This is a genomic window from Xanthomonas citri pv. mangiferaeindicae (assembly GCA_002240395.1).
Lineage (GTDB): Bacteria > Pseudomonadota > Gammaproteobacteria > Xanthomonadales > Xanthomonadaceae > Luteimonas > Luteimonas citri_A.
Genome location: CP016836.1, coordinates 1327208 through 1347132, shown reverse-complemented (window position 1 = coordinate 1347132; position 19925 = coordinate 1327208). Strand labels below are relative to the sequence as shown.

15 protein-coding genes and 1 pseudogene are annotated in these 19925 nt (G+C 70.0%); 8 read left to right on the top strand and 8 right to left on the bottom strand.

Annotated features, from left to right (window positions below; all coding sequences use genetic code 11):
• Positions 1-40: 40 nt before the first annotated feature.
• The 4 genes from BEN78_05775 to BEN78_05760 all read right to left on the bottom strand — a co-directional run bounded on the left by BEN78_05775 (position 41) and on the right by BEN78_05760 (position 3593).
• A complete protein-coding gene (locus BEN78_05775; GenBank protein ASR42958.1) occupies positions 41-556 on the bottom strand; it encodes a cytochrome C class I in 516 nt (171 codons plus the stop codon).
• Between the two features lie 126 nt (positions 557-682).
• Positions 683-2368, bottom strand: a complete 1686-nt coding sequence (locus tag BEN78_05770) for an electron transfer flavoprotein-ubiquinone oxidoreductase (GenBank protein ID ASR42957.1) — start codon at positions 2366-2368, stop codon at positions 683-685.
• A gap of 118 nt (positions 2369-2486) precedes the next feature.
• Positions 2487-2810 (bottom strand): hypothetical protein, encoded by a 324-nt coding sequence (locus BEN78_05765; GenBank protein ID ASR42956.1) that lies wholly within the window; start codon positions 2808-2810, stop codon positions 2487-2489.
• Between the two features lie 84 nt (positions 2811-2894).
• On the bottom strand, positions 2895-3593 hold the full coding sequence (locus BEN78_05760; protein ASR42955.1) for a rhomboid family intramembrane serine protease: 699 nt from the start codon (positions 3591-3593) through the stop codon (positions 2895-2897).
• 233 nt (positions 3594-3826) lie between these two features.
• Here BEN78_05760 and BEN78_05755 point away from each other — a divergent pair, with 233 nt between their 5' ends.
• From BEN78_05755 to BEN78_05730, 6 genes are all read left to right on the top strand, one after another.
• Entirely contained in the window at positions 3827-5173 is a 1347-nt protein-coding gene (locus tag BEN78_05755; protein ID ASR42954.1) for a hypothetical protein, read from the top strand.
• Positions 5174-5322: 149 nt separating this feature from the next.
• Complete coding sequence (locus BEN78_05750; GenBank protein ID ASR42953.1) at positions 5323-6522, top strand: phosphoribosylglycinamide formyltransferase 2; 1200 nt, start codon at positions 5323-5325, stop codon at positions 6520-6522.
• 55 nt (positions 6523-6577) lie between these two features.
• Entirely contained in the window at positions 6578-7360 is a 783-nt protein-coding gene (locus BEN78_05745; GenBank protein ASR44946.1) for a phosphotransferase system, fructose-specific IIC component, read from the top strand.
• A 94-nt stretch (positions 7361-7454) separates the two neighbouring features.
• Positions 7455-8600 (top strand): amidohydrolase, encoded by a 1146-nt coding sequence (locus tag BEN78_05740; GenBank protein ID ASR42952.1) that lies wholly within the window; start codon positions 7455-7457, stop codon positions 8598-8600.
• Positions 8601-8716: 116 nt separating this feature from the next.
• Entirely contained in the window at positions 8717-9838 is a 1122-nt protein-coding gene (locus BEN78_05735; GenBank protein ID ASR42951.1) for a cysteine synthase, read from the top strand.
• Positions 9839-9970: 132 nt separating this feature from the next.
• Positions 9971-12850 (top strand): TonB-dependent receptor, encoded by a 2880-nt coding sequence (locus BEN78_05730; protein ASR42950.1) that lies wholly within the window; start codon positions 9971-9973, stop codon positions 12848-12850.
• Here BEN78_05730 and BEN78_05725 read toward each other — a convergent pair.
• Complete coding sequence (locus BEN78_05725) at positions 12823-14070, bottom strand: hypothetical protein (GenBank protein ID ASR42949.1); 1248 nt, start codon at positions 14068-14070, stop codon at positions 12823-12825. The genes BEN78_05730 and BEN78_05725 overlap by 28 nt on opposite strands.
• A 152-nt stretch (positions 14071-14222) precedes the next feature.
• Here BEN78_05725 and BEN78_05720 point away from each other — a divergent pair, with 152 nt between their 5' ends.
• Complete coding sequence (locus BEN78_05720; protein ID ASR44945.1) at positions 14223-15098, top strand: LytTR family transcriptional regulator; 876 nt, start codon at positions 14223-14225, stop codon at positions 15096-15098.
• A gap of 45 nt (positions 15099-15143) precedes the next feature.
• Here the strand turns inward: BEN78_05720 and BEN78_05715 are convergent, their stop codons facing one another.
• The 3 genes and pseudogenes from BEN78_05715 to BEN78_05705 all read right to left on the bottom strand — a co-directional run bounded on the left by BEN78_05715 (position 15144) and on the right by BEN78_05705 (position 18533).
• Entirely contained in the window at positions 15144-15605 is a 462-nt protein-coding gene (locus BEN78_05715; GenBank protein ID ASR42948.1) for a bacteriohemerythrin, read from the bottom strand.
• A 125-nt stretch (positions 15606-15730) separates the two neighbouring features.
• Positions 15731-18078 (bottom strand): annotated as a pseudogene (locus BEN78_05710) (RNA-binding transcriptional accessory protein).
• 104 nt (positions 18079-18182) lie between these two features.
• Complete coding sequence (locus BEN78_05705; protein ID ASR42947.1) at positions 18183-18533, bottom strand: hypothetical protein; 351 nt, start codon at positions 18531-18533, stop codon at positions 18183-18185.
• A 74-nt stretch (positions 18534-18607) separates the two neighbouring features.
• On the opposite strand from BEN78_05705, the gene BEN78_05700 reads away from it, so the two are divergent.
• Entirely contained in the window at positions 18608-19912 is a 1305-nt protein-coding gene (locus tag BEN78_05700) for a hypothetical protein (protein ID ASR42946.1), read from the top strand.
• Positions 19913-19925: the final 13 nt, after the last annotated feature.

The following is a 19925-nucleotide window of genomic DNA, read 5'->3' as shown; positions in this document are numbered from 1 at the left end:
CCGAAGGCGGCGTCCAGGTGGTGCGCATGCCCGACAGGGCTTACTTCAGGTTGTCGACCATCCAATCGACCACGGCATGCATCTGCTCGTCGGTCAGCGCCGGGTTGCCGCCGCGCGCGGGCATCACGCCGGCCGCGCCGGTGAAGCCTTCGATCGAATGCTTGTACAGCGTCTCCTTGCCCTGGGCGAGGCGCGCATCCCAGTGCGCGTGGTCGAGCGTCGGCGCGCCGCCGGCGCCGGAGGTGTGGCAGCCCGCGCACAGGTTCTCGAAGATCACCGAGCCTTCGAGCGTGCCGCCGTAGGCGGCCTGCGAGGTCGCGGCCGCAGCCGCAGCGGCCGATGCGGCTGCCTGCGCGGCGGCACCGGTGGCGCCGGCGTAGACCGCGCCCACCGGCGCGATGCGCGCCTCGGTGCGCTGGGCGACATTGGGCGGAACTTCGGTCGGCACCGAACGATGCAGGAACCAGGCGCCAGCAATCAGGCCCAGTGTGACGATGGTCAGAAACACCAGCACCATCGAGAAGCGCTTGAGGAATTCGAGATCGTAGTTGCGCACGAAGCACCCTTGGCTTTGGCGACATGGTCCGCGGACCACAGCTGTGGGCGAGTATACGGCCAGGTCGGCGAAAATGCCTGCGGCGTTCCGTCGCGGCAGCGCAGCATCGCCGCGCGCCGCACAGGCTCACATCCCCGCGTAGTTCGGACCGCCGCCGCCTTGCGGGGCGACCCAGACGATGTTCTGGGTCGGGTCCTTGATGTCGCAGGTCTTGCAGTGCACGCAGTTCTGCGCGTTGATCTGCAACCGCGGGCCGTCGGGCCCTTCGACAAACTCGTAGACCGCTGCCGGGCAATAGCGCGCCTCCGGCCCGCCATAGGTCGCCAGGTTCACATCCACCGGCACGCGCGGATCCTTGAGCGTGAGATGCGCGGGCTGGTCCTCGTCGTGATTGGTGCTCGACAGGTACACCGAGCTCAGGCGGTCGAACGTCAGCACGCCATCGGGCTTGGGATACGCGATCTTCGCGTGCTGCGCGGCCGGCTCCAGGCAGGCGTGGTCGGGGCGGTCGCGGTGCAGCGTCCAGGGCGGCGTGCGGATGCCGAGCTTGGGCAGCAGCCATTGTTCGACACCGGTCATCAGCGTCGCGGTCGTACGGCCCTTCTTGAACCACTGCTTGAAGTTCTTGGACTGCGCGAGTTCGGCATGCAGCCAGCTCGATTCGAACGCGGCCGGATAGGCGGCCAGCTCGTCGCCGCCGCGGCCCTCGCCCAGCGCCGCAAACGCCGCCTCGGCGGCGAGCATGCCGGTCTTGATCGCCGCATGGCTGCCCTTGATCCGGCTGGCGTTGAGCGTGCCGGCCTCGCAGCCGACGAATGCGCCGCCGGGGAACACCAGCTTGGGGATCGACAGCAGGCCGCCGGCGGTGATCGAGCGCGCGCCGTAGCCGATGCGCTTGCCGCCCTCCAGATACTTGCGGATCGCCGGATGCGTCTTGAACCGCTGGAACTCTTCGAACGGACTCAGCCAGGGGTTGCGGTAGTCCAAGCCGACGACCAGGCCGATCGCGACCTTGCCATCCTCGGCGTGGTAGAGGAACGAGCCGCCGTAGGTGTCGTCGGTCAACGGCCAGCCGGCGGTGTGCACCACCAAGCCCGGCTCATGCTTGGCCGGATCGACCTGCCACAGCTCCTTGATGCCCAGGCCGTAGCTCTGCGGGTCGCGGCCCTCGTCGAGCGCGAAGCGTGCGATCAGTTCGCGGCCCAGCTGCCCGCGCGAGCCCTCGGCGAAGATCGTGTACTTGGCATGCAGTTCCATGCCCAGCTGGAACTCGGCGGTCGGCTGGCCGTCCTTGCCGATGCCCAGGTTGCCCGTTGCCACGCCGCGCACTGCACCCTCGTCGGTGTAGAGCACTTCGGCCGCGGCGAAGCCGGGGAAGATCTCCACGCCCAGGGCTTCGGCCTGCGTCGCCAACCAGCGCGTGACCGCGCCGAGGCTGACAATGTAGTTGCCGTGGTTCTTGAAGCAGTCGGGCAGCAGAAAATCCGGCGTGGCCTTCGCGCCGGTCTCGTCCAGGAACAGGAACGCATCGCGCGTGACCGCCTGCTTGAGCGGCGCGCCCTTGGCCTGCCAGTCGGGGATCAGTTCGGTCAATGCGCGCGGGTCGACGATCGCGCCCGAGAGGATGTGCGCACCGGGTTCGGAGCCTTTCTCCAGCACGCAGACCGACACCTCGCGCCCGGCCTGCGCAGCCAGTTGCTTGAGCCGGATCGCGGTCGACAGGCCACCAGGGCCGGCGCCGACGACGACCACGTCGTACTCCATCGATTCGCGCGGGCCGTGGGTCTGCAGCAGTTCCTGAGGTGTCGTCATCGTTGCCTTGGGCGGGTGCCTGGGTGATGGGAGCGTCCGTCGGGCAGCATCGCAGCATGCGTGCGATGGCGGCGTGGCCGCGGCCGGCAAGTGTAGCGCGCCGTGTTGCGCGGCCCGCTCAGCGCGGCTTGGCAGGCAGCGGGAACGGCGTGACGACCTTCTCGCCCGAGGTCGCATCGCGGATCGCCGACTGCCCTTTTTTCTCGACTTCCTCGACCCGCAGCACGCTCTGCATCGGCAGATGCAGCGTGCGGGTGTGGCCGAATTCGGCCTGCAGCCGTTCTTCGGTCGGATCGACGACCAGGCCGTCGTGCACATCGAACACCAGGTCCGAGACTTCGACAAAGCCCCACAGCCGCCCGCTCTCCACGCGCTGCGCGTACAGCTCGTAGACCTTGCCGTGGGTGAGGAAGGTGATCTTGTAGAGCGTCTTGGCGGTCATGGCCAAAGTATAAGAGTCGGGCTTGGGATGGGCGATGCCATGGCTGGCCCGCGCATGCCCATCCTGAGGCCCCAACGCTGGCCTTCAGTAGCCCTTGAGCCGCCGCAGCCGCTGGCCGATCGCGTGGCGCGAGACCAGCGCGAAGGCCACGCCGACCAGAAACCCGGCCAGATGCGCGGCCCAGGCCACGGCGCCGAAGGCCGGGCCGATGTAGGCGAAGAACACCTGCAGCAGGGCCCACACTCCGATCAACAGCGAGGCCGGCGCGCGGACGAACTCCAGGAACAGGCCCAGCGGCACGACCACGCCCAGCCGTGCGCGCGGGAACAATGCCAGGTACGCGCCGATCAGCGAGGACACCGCGCCACTGGCGCCGATGATCAACCGGTCCGGCGCGCCGATCGCCAGCACCGCAGCCAGGTTCGCCACCGCCCCGCCCAGCACGAACAGCACCAGCAACCGCCAGGCGCCCATCAGCCGCTCGGCCGGCAGGCCGAAGATCAGCAAGAACACCAGGTTGCCCAGCAGGTGGGCCCAGTCGGCATGCAGGAACAACGCCGTCACCAGGCGCAGCCAGGGGCCGGGGTCGAGCCAGTTGACCAGGACACCGTCGGTGCCGACCGGCTCGCCGTACAGCGCGCCCCAGTCCAGCAGCAGGGCGTAGTGCTCGTTGGCCGAGCGCGTGCTCGCCCACAGGAACGTCACCCACAACAATACAAACAGCATCGGCACGGCCCAGCGCAGCGGGGCTTTGGCGCGACGGTTGGGGATCGAGACGAACATGGGCGCACGCATTGTCGAGGGGGCGGCAGGCCCGGGTAAAGCGCGCCGCGACGGCCTCCGGGCATGCCGCAATGCAGCACGGTTCCGGACGGGGAGGTACGGTATAGTGCGCCCGCCGAGCGCGTCGGGAGGGGTTTTCCGAGGGCGAACGGACATCACAGGCCAGGCCTTTAAGGTCGCGTTCTGCGAACCAGGCCCGGACCATCAAGTACACCTTCGAGAGAGAGGCGACCATGGCGACCCACCCCCGCATCATTCAATGCACCGCGTTGGCACTCGGCATCGCCGGCGCCCTGGCATTCGCAGGCCAGGCGCACGCCGCCGGCTTCCAGCTCAAGGAAAACAGCGTCAAGTCGATGGGCGCCGCGTTCGCCGGCACCGCCGCCAAGACCGGCGACAGCTCGGTGGTCACCAACAACCCGGCGGTGATGACCCAGTTCGAGGGCACGACCATGCAGGTCGACCTGACCGTCATCGACCTCAATTACGAATACAAGGGGGCCGCGGTCGACGCCCTCGGCCGCCCGATGTCCGGCAACAATGGCGGCAACGCCGGCGACGTGACCCCGGTGCCGGCAATGTCGGTCGTCCACAAGTTCGACAATGGCACCGCGCTGGGCGCGATGGTCAGTGCGCCGTTCGGCCTGAAGACCGAGTACGACCCGGGTTGGGTCGGCCGCTACGCGGCGCTGACCTCGGAAGTGGAAATCATCGACCTGACGCTCTCGGGCGCGGTGGATCTGGGTGACCGTTTCTCGGTCGGCCTGGGCGTCATCGCTTCGCGCGCGGACGTCACGCTGTCGAAGGGGGTCGATTTCGGCGCGCTGCTGTTCTCCAATCCCGCGACCCGCCCGCTGCCGTTCGCCACGCCGCAGGGCGCCGATGGCACCGCCGAAGTGCAGGGCGACGACAACGGCTTCGGCTGGCTGATCGGCGCGCACTTCCGTCCGACCGACGCTGTGTCGATCGGCGTGAGCTACCGCTCGGAAATCGATTACGAGCTCAGCGGCACCGTCGACTGGACCGTGCCCGACAACGCGCGTGCGGTCTTCAATGCCAGCCCGATGACCCGTCCGCTGTTCGTCGACGGCAATGCCCGCGCCGAGCTGACCACCCCGTCGATCCTCAACGTCGGCGCGACCTGGCAGGTCACCGACGGTTTCATGCTGGCGGCGACCTACGCCCGCACGGGCTGGGAATCGATGCGTGAGGTCCGCATCCAGTTCGAGAACCCGGATCCGGATTCGGTCGAGCCGTTCGACTGGAAGAACAGCGACTTCTACTCGCTGGGCGCCGAGTTCCAGCTCAACGATGCCTGGACGCTGCGTGGCGGCGTGGCCTACGACGAGACGCCCACCAACCTCGAGCACCGCACCCCGCGTCTGCCCGATGCCAACCGCATGTTCTATTCGGTCGGTGCGACCTGGAAGCTCAACGACGCGTTCGACGTCAACCTGGCCTACACCCGCATCGAGCCGCGCAATCCGCAGATCAACACCGGCAGTGGCGGTTCCCGTCTGCGCGGTGCGTTCGACGGCAACGCCAACCTGTTCGGCGTGTCGGCGCAGTACCGCTTCTGATCGCAGCGGTCTCGCTTGACGAAAAGACCCCGCGTTAGGCGGGGTCTTTTTTTTGGGCGCGGGCCTGTCGGCGTCCTTGCGCGGACGCCCTCCGGAGGCGCGCCGACTACAATGCCGGTCCTTCTGATGCTATCGGGACGACCTTGTCCATGACCACGCTCGGCACCCCGCTGTCCCCCTCCGCCACCCGCGTGCTGCTGCTCGGCTCCGGAGAACTGGGCAAGGAGGTCGCGATCGAGCTGCAGCGGTTCGGCGTCGAAGTCATCGCCGCCGATCGTTACGCCGATGCGCCGGCGATGCAGGTCGCGCATCGCAGCCATGTGCTCGACATGCTCGATCCGGCCGCGCTGCGCGCGCTGATCGCCGCCGAGCGCCCGCATCTGGTGGTGCCCGAGATCGAAGCGATCCACACCGACACCCTGGTTGCGCTCGAGCGCGAGGCCGGGCTGCAGGTGGTGCCGACCGCGCGCGCGACACGGCTGACGATGGACCGCGAGGGCATCCGCCGGCTCGCGGCCGAGACGCTCGGCCTGCCGACCTCGCCGTACCGCTTCGTCGACACCCATGCGCAGTACCGCGAGGCGATCGCGGCGATCGGCCTGCCGTGCGTGGTCAAGCCGGTGATGTCGTCGTCGGGCAAGGGCCAGAGCACGGTGCGCACGGAGGCCGATGTCGATGCGGCCTGGGACTACGCGCAGACCGGCGGCCGCGCAGGCGCCGGGCGTTGCATCGTCGAGGGCTTCGTCGACTTCGAGTATGAGATCACGCTGCTGACCGTGCGTCATGCCGGCGGCACCGCGTTCTGTGCGCCGATCGGCCATGTGCAGATCGCCGGCGACTACCGCGAGAGCTGGCAGCCGCAGGCGATGTCGCCGCGCGCGTTGGCGCGGGCCCGCGAGATCGCACGCGCGGTCACCGACGACCTGGGCGGGTGCGGCGTGTTCGGCGTCGAACTGTTCGTGCGCGGCGACGAGGTCTGGTTCAGCGAGGTCTCGCCGCGCCCGCACGACACCGGCCTGGTCACGCTGGCCTCGCAGGACCTGAGCGAGTTCGCATTGCATGCGCGCGCGATCCTCGGCCTGCCGATCCCGGTCGACGCCGACGACACGGTGTTGCTCGCCGGACCCGGCGCGTCCTGTGCGCTGCTGGCGCAGGGGCACGGCGTGCCCGCGTTCTCGGGAATCGAGGCCGCGCTGCAGGCGCCGCACAGCGCGCTGCGCCTGTTCGGCAAGCCGTCGGTCGCGGGCCAGCGCCGGGTCGGCGTGACCCTGGCGCGCGGCGAGGATGTCGAGGCCGCGCGGGCTGTCGCGCGCGACGCGGCGGCGGCGATCAAGATCGAGCTCAAGTGAGCGCCGTGCTGCCGTTGCCCGCAGTCGCAGGCGGCCGGTCGTGCTGAGCCTGTCGATGCTGCTGTTCCCGGTCCTGGGCGCGGTCGCCGGGATTCTGGCCGGCCTGCTCGGAATCGGCGGCGGCCTGGTGCTGGTGACCGCGCTGGTCTGGCTGTTGCCGATCTACGGCATCCCGAAGGACGCCGCGATGCATGCCGCGCTCGCGACCTCGCTGGCGAGCATCGTGCTGACCGGCATGTCGTCGGCCCGCGCGCATCACCGTCGTGGCAGTGTCTTGTGGCCGTCGGTCGCCTGGCTGGTGCCTGGCATGTTGATCGGTGGTTGGTTGGGCGCGCGGCTGGCGATCGGACTCGACGGCGAGGTGCTCAAGTACGGCGTGATCGCGTACTGCGCGATCGCCGGCACCCAGATGCTGCTGTCGCGCTCGCCGCCCGACACCGGGGCGGCGGTCGTGCCGTCGGGCGCGGGCATGACCGGCGCCGGGATCGGGATCGGCATCGCCTCATCGCTGGTGGGCATCGGCGGCGGCAGCATGACCGTGCCGTTGCTGGTCTGGCGAGGCGTGCAGCCGGTGCGCGCGGTCGGCACCTCGGCGGCCTGCGGTGTGTTCATCGGCCTGGCCAGCGCGTCGGGCTATGCGTTGCAGGCGCCCGGCGACGTGCTGCCGTCGATGGCCTGGGGCTATGTCTATCTGCCGGCCGCGATCGGCATCGCGCTGGCCTCGGTGCTGGTCGCGCCGCTGGGCACGCGACTGGCGCATGCGATCAGCGGGCCGGCACTCAAGCGGGTGTTCGCGGTCTTCATGTACTGCATCGGCGCCAGCCTGCTGCTGTGGTGAGCCGCCGCGCCGCCGGCGCGCGCGTCCCCCTGGATTTCGAACCGGCGCGCTGTGCCGCCGATGGAGTGTTGCGATGACCGTGTCTTCCCCCCACATGCCCGAATCGATCCGCGCGCTGGCGCCGACGATGACCGACTGGCGCCAGGCGATCCATGCTTGGCCGGAGCTGGGCTTCGAGGAGGAGCGCACCTCGGCGCTGGTCATCGAGACCCTGCGTGGCCTGGGACTGGAGGTGCATACCGGCCTGGGCGGCACGGGCGTGGTCGCGGTGATCGACAGCGGCGCGCCGGGCCTGTCGATCGGTCTGCGCGCGGATATGGACGCGCTGCCGATGGACGAGGACAGCGACCTGCCGTTCCGCTCGCAGCGCCCGGGCGTGGCCCACACCTGCGGCCACGATGGGCACACGTCGGCGCTGTTGGGCACAGCCCAATACCTGGTCGCGCATCCGCCGGCCAGCGGGCGCGTGGTGTTGATCTTCCAGCCGGCCGAGGAGGGCGGGCGCGGCGCGATCCGGATGATCGAGGACGGGTTGTTCGATCGGTTCCCCTGCGACGAGGTCTACGCCTTCCACAACATGCCCGCGCTCCCGTCCGGCCGGGCCAGCGTGCGCGCCGGCGCCACGCTGCAGTCGCTGGCGGTGTTCGAGATCGCGATCGAAGGCATCGGCGGTCACGCGGCCGCGCCCCACCGTGCGAACGATCCGCTGCAGGTGGCCGCCCGCCTGGCGGTGGACATCGGCGCGATCGTCGGCCGCCACATCGACCCGATGGAAGCGGCGCTGATCAACGTCGGTTCGCTGCAGGCCGGCACGACCCACAACATCATTCCCTCGACCGCCTCGCTCAGCGGGACGATCCGCTCGCTGTCGACGGACGTGCACGAGGCGCTGCTCGCTCGCGTGCGCGCGCTGTGCGAGGGGCATGCGCAGATCTCGGGCTGCACGATCCGGCTGGAGATCCCGCATTCGTGCCCGCCGTGCGTCAACGCACCCGCGCAGGCCGCGCTGGCGGCCGAGGCGATCGGCGACGTGCTCGGCGCGGAGAACGTCAGCACCGATCTGCGCGCCTACCCCTTTTCCGACGATTTTTCGTACATGCTGCAACAGTGGCCCGGCGCCTACCTGTTCCTGGGCATGGACAGCGCCATGTGCCACCACCCGACGTTCCGTTTCGACGATGCGCTGCTGCCGGTCGCCGTCGCGGTGTTCGATCGCATCGTGCGCCGGCGTCTGGGATGAACGCCGCGCTCGCGAGTCCAGGTGCCGGGCCGGTCGCGTACGCCGCCGGACCTGCCAGGGCTTAAGCTGTCGTCGCGCCGCAACGCGCGGCGTCCCGAAGTTCGTTCGAGTGCCCCATGCCCAACCGCGACTGGGTGGCGCAGGCCATCCGCAAGATCGAGGCCGACTTCAACCGTTCGGCCGACACCCACCTGATCCCGCTCGACCTGCCGGGCTTCCCCGGCATCGACGTCTACTTCAAGGACGAGTCCAGCCATCCGACCGGCAGCCTGAAGCACCGGCTGGCGCGGTCGCTGTTCCTCTACGCGCTGGCCAACGGCTGGTTGCGCGCGGGCAGCACGGTGGTCGAGGCCTCCAGCGGCTCGACCGCTGTGTCGGAGGCCTACTTCGCGCGGTTGCTCGGCCTGCCGTTCGTCGCGGTGATGCCGGCCTCGACATCGCCGGAGAAGATCGCCGCGATCGAGTTCCAGGGCGGGCGCTGTCATCTGGTGAAGAACGCCTGCGACATCGCCGCGGCCTCCACGCAGCTGGCGCGCGAGTGCGGCGGGCATTTCATGGACCAGTTCACCTACGCCGAGCGCGCGACCGACTGGCGGGCCAACAACAATATCGCCGAGTCGATCTTCAAGCAGATGGCGCAGGAAGTGCATCCGGTCCCCGCGTGGATCGTCTGCAGTGCCGGCACCGGCGGCACCAGCGCGACGATCGGGCGTTATGCGCGCTATCGCGGTTTCGACACCCGGGTGCTGTGCGCCGATCCCGAGCACTCGGCGTTCTTCGACCACTACGCGCGCAGCCTGCGCCGCGAGCCGGCGCCCGAGGACCTCGCGCCGACGCCGCCCTCGCGCATCGAGGGCATTGGACGACCGCGCGCCGAGCCCAGCTTCATTCCCGGCTGCGTCGATGCGATGGTCCGCGTTCCCGATGCGCTGAGCCTGGCGGGCATGCGCTACGTCAACGCGCGCCTGGGCCGGCGCGTCGGCGGCTCGACCGGCACCAACTTCGTCGGCGTGTTGCGGGTCGCGCAGACCATGCGCGCGGCCGGCCGCACCGGCGCGATCGTCACCATCCTGTGCGATGGCGGCGAGCGCTACGCGCACAGCTACTACAGCCCGGACTGGATCGCCGCGCAGGGCTTCGACATGGACGCGGCCGATGCCGCGATCCGTGCGAGCGCCGACACCGGCGCCGCGCTGCCGTCGCTGGCCGACGCGGTCAGCGACCCGGGTTGCGGCTAGAACCGACATCCAAGCGCTTCACAACGAGGCGCGTGGATCAACCTGGGGTAAACCCCAGGTGCGGCCAGGTTAACGATTCGTTACAACGAATCCGCCGGCAGGAGGCCGGCGACCCTCGCCACAGGAGTCCGCATGATGCCGATCCGCCGCCACTGCCTGGCCGCAGCCGTCTCGTCGTCCCTGCTCGTCGTCCTTCCGCTCACCGTCGCCGCCCAGCAGCCCCCGGCCCCCGCGCCGCAGGCGCGCACGCTCGACACCGTGCAGGTCACCGGCACCCGCATCCGCAAGGCGGAAATGGAGACCGCGGTTCCGGTCCAGGTGCTCACCCGCGAGGACATCCAGCGCAGCGGGTTCACCTCCGTCGCCGACATCGTGCAGAACCTCACTGCCAGCGGCGCCGCGCTCAACACCAAGTTCAATTCCAGCGGCAACTTCGGCTTTCCGCCCGATGGCGGCGGCGTCGGCGCCGGCGCCGCAACGGTCGACCTGCGGCACCTGGGCGCCAAGCGCGTGCTGGTGCTGGTCGACGGCATCCGCTGGGTCAACGAGTCCTCGGCCTCGGGCGTCGGCTCGGCCGTCGACCTCAACACGATCCCGCTGTCGCTGATCGAGCGCATCGAGGTGCTCGAGGACGGCGCCTCGTCGATCTACGGCTCCGACGCGATCGCCGGCGTGGTCAACATCATCACCCGTCGCGATGCCGACGGCGGCAGCCTCGACCTGCACTACGGCGAGTACGACGACCTGGGCGGCGCGACCTGGGGCGCGGACCTGGGCTGGGGCGGGCACAGCGAACGCGCCCAATGGTTCTTCGGCGCGTCGTACTACAAGCAGCGGCAGATCGCCTCGACCAAGTTCGACAACGCCAGCGTGCCGGTGCCGGGCACGGGGTTGGCCAACGGCAGTTCGGCCACGCCGTCGGGCCGCTTCGTGTTCCGCGATCCCAACACCGGTGAGGATTTCGACCTCACGCCCAACGACGGCGCGACCTCGCCGGTCTACGACCCCAGCCAGACCGGCTGCACGCGGACCGACGACTTCCACTGCTTCGGCACTGCCGACCGCTACAACTTCGCGCCCAACAACCTGCTGCTGACCCCGTCGGAGCGCAAGTCGGTATTCGGCCAGGTGCGCTTCGAGTTCAGCCCGCAGCTGTCGGGCTATACCCGCGTGCTCTACAACACGCGCACCTCGGCCAACCAGGCTGCGCCCGAGCCGTTCTTCCTCGGCACCGATGCCGGCGTCTACAACCCCTGGGCCGAGCAGCGGCTGACGATCTCCGCGCGCAACCCCTACAACCCGTTCGGCTTCGACCTGACCACGGTGGGCCAGGACGCCAACCTGTTCCTGCTTGGCCGGCGGCCAGTCGAGGGCGGGCCACGCCGCTACACCCAGGACGTCAAGACCTGGTATGTCGCCGCAGGCCTGGAAGGCATTTTCGGCGTCGGCGATCGGACCTGGAACTGGGACCTCAACCTCGTCCGCAGCCAGAGCCGCGCCGAGCAGGTCAACACCGGCAGCTACAACGTGCGCCGCATCAACGAAGCCCTGGGCGACCCCGACGCGTGCGCGGCGATCGCCGGCTGCGTGCCGCTGAACATCTTCGGCGGGCCGGGCACGATCACCCAGGAGATGCTCGCCTTCATCCAGCCGGTGGTGCGCGACGCCAGCCGCAACACGCTGACCCTGGCCTCGGCCAACGTCACCGGCGATCTGGTGCAGTTGCCGGCCGGCGCGCTGTCGTTCGCGGCCGGTCTGGAGCATCGTCGTTATGAGGGCAGCTACACGCCCGATCCGATCACAATCGCGGGCGAGTACAACGGCGTGCCCTCGGGCGCGACCTCGGGCGACTACGACGTCAACGAGGCCTACGCCGAGTTCAACGTGCCGCTGCTGCGTGATTCATGGTTCGGCGACAGCCTCGATCTGAGCATCGCCGGACGCTATTCGGACTATTCGACCTTCGGTGGCGAGACCACCGGCAAGGTCGGCCTGCGCTGGCAGCCGGCCGACGAATTTCTGTTGCGCATGAGCTATGCCGAGGGCTTCCGCGCGCCGTCGATCGGCGAGCTCTACGGCACGCTCAGCCGCTTCGACGCGACGCTCGTCGATCCGTGCTCGGGCGCTGCCTCGTCGTCGCCGGCCTGCGCCGCCGATGGCGTGCCGGCGGGCTACGAGCAGACCAACTCGCAGATCTCGGTGGTGACCTCAGGCAATGCCGACCTCGAGCCCGAGCACAGCCGCAGCCTGATGGTCGGCGCGGTCTGGAGCCCGTCGTTCGCCGACGGCGTGACGTGGTCGGATCGCCTGGACCTGGGCGTGACCTTCTACCGCCACCACATCGACGGCGCGATCCAGGCGCCGGACGCGCAGGCGATCCTCGAGCGCTGCATCGCCACCCGCGATCCGCTGGCCTGCGCCTCGTACGACCGCAGTGAGCGCGGGCAGATCGTCCGTTTCGACGACATCCTCGCCAACCTCGGCACGATCAAGACCGACGGCTGGGACTTCACCGCTGCCTGGACGCTGCCCGAACACACCTGGGGCCGCCTGCGCTTCGATGCGAAGGCGACCTGGGTCGGCCGCTACGAGTTGGTCAACGAGTCGGGCGAGGCCGAGCCGCGGCGGCCCGGCGTCGAGGTCAACAACAGCGCGATCCCCGAGTGGACCGGCACCCTGGTCACCGACTGGACGCGCGGGCCGTGGTCGCTGGCCTGGACCATGCGCTACATCGACCGGCTGGTCGAGTCGTGCGGCGGTGCGATCGGCTTTGCGATCTGCCCCGACAGCGTCAACGACCGCAACGCGCTTGGCGCGACCACCTACCACGACCTGCAACTGTCCTGGCGCAGCACCGCGTGGCTCGAAGGCACGCGGGTCAGCATCGGCGTCAACAACCTCACCGGCAAGACGCCGCCGGTGTGCCTGAGCTGCAGCCTCAACGGCTACGACGCCTCGACCTACGACCTGCCCGGCCGTTTCGTCTACGCGCGGCTGGGCGTGGACTTCTGAGCCACGGCGGGGGATGCGGCCGGCGAGGCGCGCCGGCCGCTGTCTCCCGCCAGCCCGAACAGCGGTCGCAGCCAGCGCACGCGCCGGATCAGCAGTTCGTGGATGAGCACGCAGCCGGCCACGGTGATCGCCAGCACCCCCAGCGGTTCCCACACCGGGCCCAGCCCCAACGGGATCAGCCAGTACGCAGCCAGCACGATCAGGCTCTGGTGCAGGATGTACCACGGGTACACCGCCTCGCTGGCGTAGGCCAGGCCCGGCCACGGCCGGTTGAGCGCATGGGCGCCCCAGGCCAGTAGCGCGAGCAGGGCGGTCCACCAGTAGATCGACAGTGCCACGATCGACACGCCCTGCCAGCCGCCCTCGGGCATCATCGCAAGGAACGGCGCAGGCGACAGCGCGCCGGCATCGATCAGATGGCCCACCGCGCGCAGGCCCACATGGACGCCGCCGGTGACCAGCGCCAGCCCGAACAGCGGCCAGCGCCCCGCGCGCAGCCGGGCCCACACCACGTCGCTGCCCCCGATCAACACGCCGAAGGCGAAAGCCACGAAGTAGCCGGCGTGGTTGAACCAGTCGTCGACCAGGGCGTGTGTCGATGGAAAACGTGGGGCGAGCGTCACCAGTGCAAACAAGTACCAGGCCGGCGGCAGCAACCACAGCAGCCAGCGCCCGCGGGTGGTCAGCCAGTCGCGCGCCCGGGCGCCGCCGAACCGGCGCAGCAGTGGCCGTGCCGCCAGCACCAGAAGCGTGTACGCCCACAGGTAGGGCAGGTACCACAGGTGGTTCCAGGTGAAGCCGTATTCGGCGCCGGTGAACGTGCCGGCCGGCCAGGGCCGGAACTGCAGGTAGCGCAGCAGGAAGGCGCCGTAGCCGGGGTCGATCGTGCCCAGCATGCGCGCCTCGCAGTAGGCCTGGACCGGCACGATCGCGACGATGCCAAAGGCCAGCGGCAGCAGCAGGCGCCAGCTGCGGCGCGCCGCCAGCGCACCGGGCGCGCGCCGGGCCAGCACCAGGCCGAGCGCCAGGCCCGAGATCAGGAACAGCAGCGACATGCGCCAGCGGTTGATCGCGACCATCGGCCACTCGACCCAGGACAGCAGGGTCGGGCTCTTGATGTGGAAGCCCCAGTCGACCACGTAGACCATGCCCACGTGGTAGAGGATCAACAGGCCGAAGGCGATCACCCGCAGGGCGTCGATGTCGTGGCGTCGGGACATGGGAGCTGCGCATGGGAAGGGGGCGCCATCGTCGGCCCCGGTGCCCGTCCCCCGGCGCGGCAAGGGCCGAGACGACCGCCCCCGGGGACGAACGGATGGCCTCGCGGGGCGGCGCGGCCCGCGCCCGCGAGCTGGCTGCCTACAATGCCGCGATGTCCTCACCCCCGTCCGATGCGCCGTCCGCGGCCGAACGCTATCTGGCCATCCGCCGCCCGCTCGAGGTCGGCTACTGGCTGATCACCTGCCTGCTGTCGGCGGTGGGCAACAGCGCGACCGTCTGGATCGACGTCCAGCGCGCGGGCCTTGGGAGCGCGCAATGGGAAGTGGTGAGCTGGGAGGCGGGCAGTGCGCTGGCACTGTTGGCGCTGGTGCCGGCCACGGTCTGGTTCACCGCGCGCTGGCCGGTGCACCTGGACACCTGGTGGCGGCGGCTACCGCTGTACGCGCTGGCGAGCGTGGTCTGGTCGCTGCTGCACGTGGGCCTGATGGTCGGCATCCGCAAGGCGGTCTACGCGCTGCACGGCGCCCAGTACAGCTTCGATGGTGCCTATTTCTACGAGTACCTCAAGGACGTGCGCACGTTCCTGGGCATCGTGGTGCTGCTGCACGGCTATCGGTTGCTGCTCAGGCGCCTGCAGGGCGAGGCCTCGCTGCTCACCGCACCCGACGACGGCGCCGCCCCCGTGGAGCCGGTGGAGCGGCCCGAGCGTTTCCTGGTGCGCAAGCTCGGCCGCGAGTTCCTGGTCGCCGCCGACGACATCGAATGGGTGCAGGCCGCGGGCAACTACGCCAACCTGCACGTGCGCGGCAAGGTGTATCCCTTGCGCAGCACCCTGGCCGACCTGCAGGCCAGGCTCGACCCGGCACGCTTCGTGCGCGTGCACCGCAGCCATCTGGTGAACGTCGCGCGCATCGCCTCGATCGAGCCGCTCGACAGCGGCGATGCGCGGCTCCATCTCGACGACGGCACCGTGGTGCCGTGCAGCCGGCGCTGCCGCGAGGCCCTGCGCGCGGCAACCGGTACCTGAGTCCGGCGTTACTGCACGTGCGCGAGCGCTGCGCCGGCTTTTGCTTCAGCGGAAGAAGCGCAGCAGGGTGCGACGCAGCCAGCCGCCGTTCTCGTGGGTACTGGTGAAGCCGTTGAGATGCTGCTTGACGGTCGGCGAGTACGCCTTGTCGTCGCTGCGGATATGGTTGAACAACCAGCGCACGAGCATCGCACGCAGCTCATCGAGCATGTCCTCGCCGGCCTGGAAGCGCAGCCGATACTCCTGGACGCGGCGCGCAAACAGTTCGTGGACACGGCGATGGGCGGCGCAGAACGCATAGCCCGCTTCCTCCATCAGCGCCTCTTCGAACGCGAAATGCGAGAGCGTGTAGTCGACCAGCTCATCGAGCACCTCGCTGACGGCTTCGCGCGAGTGCCCGTGCCGCGCGAGTTCGAGCTGGTTGATCATGTCGACGATCCGCCGGTGCTGGCCATCGATGACATCGATACCCGTGTCCAGCTCGTCCCGCCATACCACTACCGACATCGTCCGCGCCCCGCATCCCTCTGGTTGCAGAGCATCTTGGGCGGCGATCCGGGGACCGGCCTTGATCGGACGCAATGACGTGGCGCCGTCCGTGTGCTTGTCCGGCACGCGGCCCGCAGGCGGGATCAGCTGCGGCGGGCGCGTGCGAAGGCGTCGGCGAGCGCGTTGTTGGCCGGCGGCGCACTCGGCTTGGGCGCACCGCCGCCCGGGCGGCCGCCGCGGCCGGGCCCGCGCGAATCGCGCGTTGCGGCGTCGCGCGATCCGCGCGCCTCGCGCGGTGTGGGCGTATCGTCCAGGCGCCGGGTCAGCGCGATGCGCTTGCGCGCCACGTCGACCTCCAGCACCTTGACCTTGACGATGTCGCCGGCCTTGACCACATCGCGCGGGTCCTTGACGAAGGTGTCCGACAACGCCGAGATGTGCACCAGGCCGTCCTGATGCACGCCGATGTCGACGAACGCGCCGAAGGCGGCGACGTTACTGACCACGCCTTCGAGGATCATGCCTTCGCGCAGGTCCTTGATGTCCTCCACGCCCTCAGCGAACTGTGCGGCCTTGAACTCCGGCCGCGGGTCGCGACCGGGCTTCTCCAGCTCCTTGAGGATGTCGCGCACCGTGGGCTCGCCGAAGCGTGCGTCGGTGAACTGCGCCGGCTTGAGCCCGCGCACGAAGCTGCCGTCGCCGATCAGCGAGGCGATCGGGCGGCCGGTGGCCGCAACGATGCGCTCGACCACCGGATAGGCCTCGGGTGCACCGACGATGCATCGAGCGGTTCATCGCCGTCGGCGATGCGCAGGAAACCCGCGCACTGCTCGAATGTCTTCTCGCCCAGACGCGGGACCTTGAGCAGATCGCGGCGGCGCTTGAACGGCCCGTTGGCGTCGCGATGCACGACGATGTTCTCGGCGACCCCGGCCGACAGCCCGGACACGCGCGCCAGCAGCGCGCTGGACGCGGTGTTGACGAACACGCCGACCGCGTTGACGCAGTCCTCGACCTTGGCATCGAGTGCGCGCGCCAGCCGGTACTGGTCGACGTCGTGCTGGTACTGGCCCACACCGATCGCCTTGGGCTCGATCTTCACCAGTTCGGCCAGCGGGTCCTGCAGGCGCCGCGCGATCGACACCGCGCCGCGCAGCGACACGTCGAGCTGCGGGAACTCGCGCGCGGCGGTTTCGGAGGCCGAGTACACCGACGCGCCAGCTTCGCTGACGACGATCTTCTGCAGTTTCAGTTCGGGCGCGCGCTTGATCAGATCGGCGACCAGGCGGTCGGTCTCGCGCGAGGCGGTGCCGTTACCGATCGCGACCAGTTGCACGCCGTGCCGCGCGCACAGCGCCTGCAGCACGTGCAGCGACTGGTCCCACTGCCGGCGCGGCTCGTGCGGGTAGATCGTCTCGGTGGCGACCAGTTTGCCGGTCGCATCGACCACCGCGATCTTGCAGCCGGTGCGGATGCCCGGGTCGAGCCCGAGCACGGTCTTGGGGCCGGCCGGTGCGGCCAGCAGCAGATCCTTGAGGTTGTCGCCGAACACTTCGATCGCCTCGCCCTCGGCCTTCTCGCGCGCCTTGCCCAGCAGGTCGATCATCAGATGCAGGTGGATCTTCGCGCGCCAGGCCAGCCGGCAGGCATTGCGCAGCCAGGCATCGGCCGGGCGGCCGCGCTCGGCGATGCCGGCATGCAGCGCGATGCGGCCCTCGGCGTAGGCGTTGCCCTGCTCGGCATCGGGGCCGGGATCGAGTTCGAGGGTCAGGAACTCCTCGCGCCGGCCGCGCAGCAGCGCCAGCAGGCGGTGCGAGGGAATCTTCGCCAGCGGCTCGGCATGGTCGAAGTAGTCGCGGAACTTCTCGCCGGCCGCTTCCTTGCCCTCGACGACCTTCGCCCGGATCACGCCGTTCGCGTCGAGCCAGGTGCGCAGTTCGCCGATCAGCGCCGCGTCCTCGCCCCAGCGTTCGATCAGGATCGCGCGCGCACCCTCGAGCGCGGCCTTGACGTCGGCCACGCCCTTGTCGGCATCGACGAAACCGGCGGCGACGTCCTCGGGCACTTGCGTGGGATCGGCCAGCAGACCGTCGGCCAGCGGCTCGAGTCCGGCCTCGCGGGCGATCTGCGCGCGCGTGCGGCGCTTGGGCTTGTAGGGCAGATACAGGTCCTCGAGCCGCGCCTTGCTGTCGGCGGCCTCGATGTCGCCACGCAGTTCGGGCGTGAGCTTGCCCTGCTCGTCGATGCTCGCCAGGATCGCGGCGCGCCGCTCTTCGAGCTCGCGCAAGTAGCCCAAGCGAACCTCGAGGTTGCGCAGTTGGGTGTCGTCCAGGCCGCCGGTGACTTCTTTGCGGTAGCGCGCGATGAACGGCACGGTCGCGCCTTCGTCGAGCAGCGCGATCGCGCTGATCGCCTGGGTGGGCTGGGCGCCGATCTCGGCGGCGATGGTCTCGGCGATTCTACGGGAAAGGGCGGCGTCGGGCTGGTACATCGGTTCCGAAAGCTGTCGCGGCAGCGGCGCCGCGGGCGGATTGTGGCCCCCGGGTCGCGGCAGCGGAACCCGTTGACAAGGCCGCCGCGCGCAGGTCCCGCCCGCTATCGCCGGCGCCGGCGCCAGGGCAGCGGCAGCTGAAACACCACCAGCGCCACCCAGGCCAGACGGCTCGACCAGCTCTCGCGATCGACCGGCACCGGCGCCGGCATCGGCGTGTCCTGGTCGGAAAGCGTGTATGCGCCGGCATCGAGCTCGGCGACGATCGCGCGGGCCCGCGCCAGCTCGGCATCGGGCACGTGCACCTTGACCCCACCGATCGCCAGTCGCCATTCCCAGTTCGCCAGCGCCATGTGCGCGTCGCCGACGAAGGCGTCGATGCCCTCGGCCTGCAGGCGGCCGCAGACGAGCTGCGCCTCGAGCGGATCGGTGTAGCGGGCGACGATGACGGTCATCGGATGGCGACGGCGGCGAACACAGCCAAAGAGTACCCTTGCGCACTGAACACGTTCTCACGTCGAGGTCGCGCATGTCCCGTCCGCTCCGCGCTCCGCGCATCCTCCTGCCCAGCCTGCTCGCGCTCGCGTTCGCCGGATGCGGCGGCCAGGAGGCAGCCCCGGCCGCACCCGCCGCCAATACGCCTGTCGATGCGCCGAGCCAGCGCGTGGACTGGCCGTTGCCGGCCACCGGGCCAGGCTCGAGCGCGCCCGACCTCGTCGCCGGGCCCGACGGCTTGCTGGTGCTGAGCTGGATCAATTCGCGGCAGGGGCGCCGTCATGCATTCCAGTACTCGCGCTTCGACCCGTCCGCGCAGCGCTGGCGCAATGCGCCGACCACGATCGCGATCGGCAACCGCATGTTCGTCAACTGGGCCGACACTCCGCACGTGCTGCCCACGCCCGACGGCGCGCTGTGGGCGCACTGGTTGCAGAAGCGCGGCGACGCGCCCTACGCCTACGACGTGGTGCTCGCGCGCTCGCGCGACGGCGGGGCCAACTGGAGCGCGCCAATCCCCGCGCACGATGACGGCACTGCCACCGAGCACGGCTTCGTGTCGATGTGGGCGCAGGGCGGTGGTCTCGGCCTGGCCTGGCTCGATGGCCGCAACACCGGCGGTGGCCATGCCGACGATGCCGACGGCGACCACGCCGCGCACGAGGGCGCACCGATGACCCTGCGCGCGGCGGTGTTCGACGCCAATCTGCAACGCACGGTCGAGCACGAGATCGATGCCCGCGTCTGCGATTGCTGCCAGACCGCGGCGGCGGTCACCGGGCGCGGCCCGGTGGTCGTCTATCGTGGCCGCACCGAGGCCGAGGTCCGCGACGTCATGCTGACGCGCCTGGAGAACGGCGCCTGGCGCACACCGGCGCGCGTGCACGCCGATGACTGGACGATGCCCGCCTGCCCGGTGAACGGCCCGGCGGTCGCGGCGCAGGGTGATGCGGTGCTGGTGGGCTGGTACACCGCCGCCGGCGACACGCCGCGCGTGCAACTGGCGCGCAGCGTCGATGCCGGCGATGCTTTCGCCGATCCGGTGGTGCTCGACAGCGGCCCGGCGGTACAGGGGCGCGTGGCCGTCGCGCTCGACGACGCGCAGGCCTGGGCGGTGTGGCTGCGCGAGGATGAGGCCGACGGCCAGTCGCTGTGGCTCTCGCGGCGCAGCCCGGACCTTTCGACCGAATACGAGCGCATCGAACTCGCCCGCCTGCAGGGGCGTGGGCGTGCGACCGGCTTCCCGCAGTTGCAGGTGCTCGGTGGGCAGGCCTATGTGGTCTGGACCGACGTCATCGACGGCGCGGCGCAACTGCAAGGCGCGCGGCTCGTGCGCTGACCGCTGACCGCCG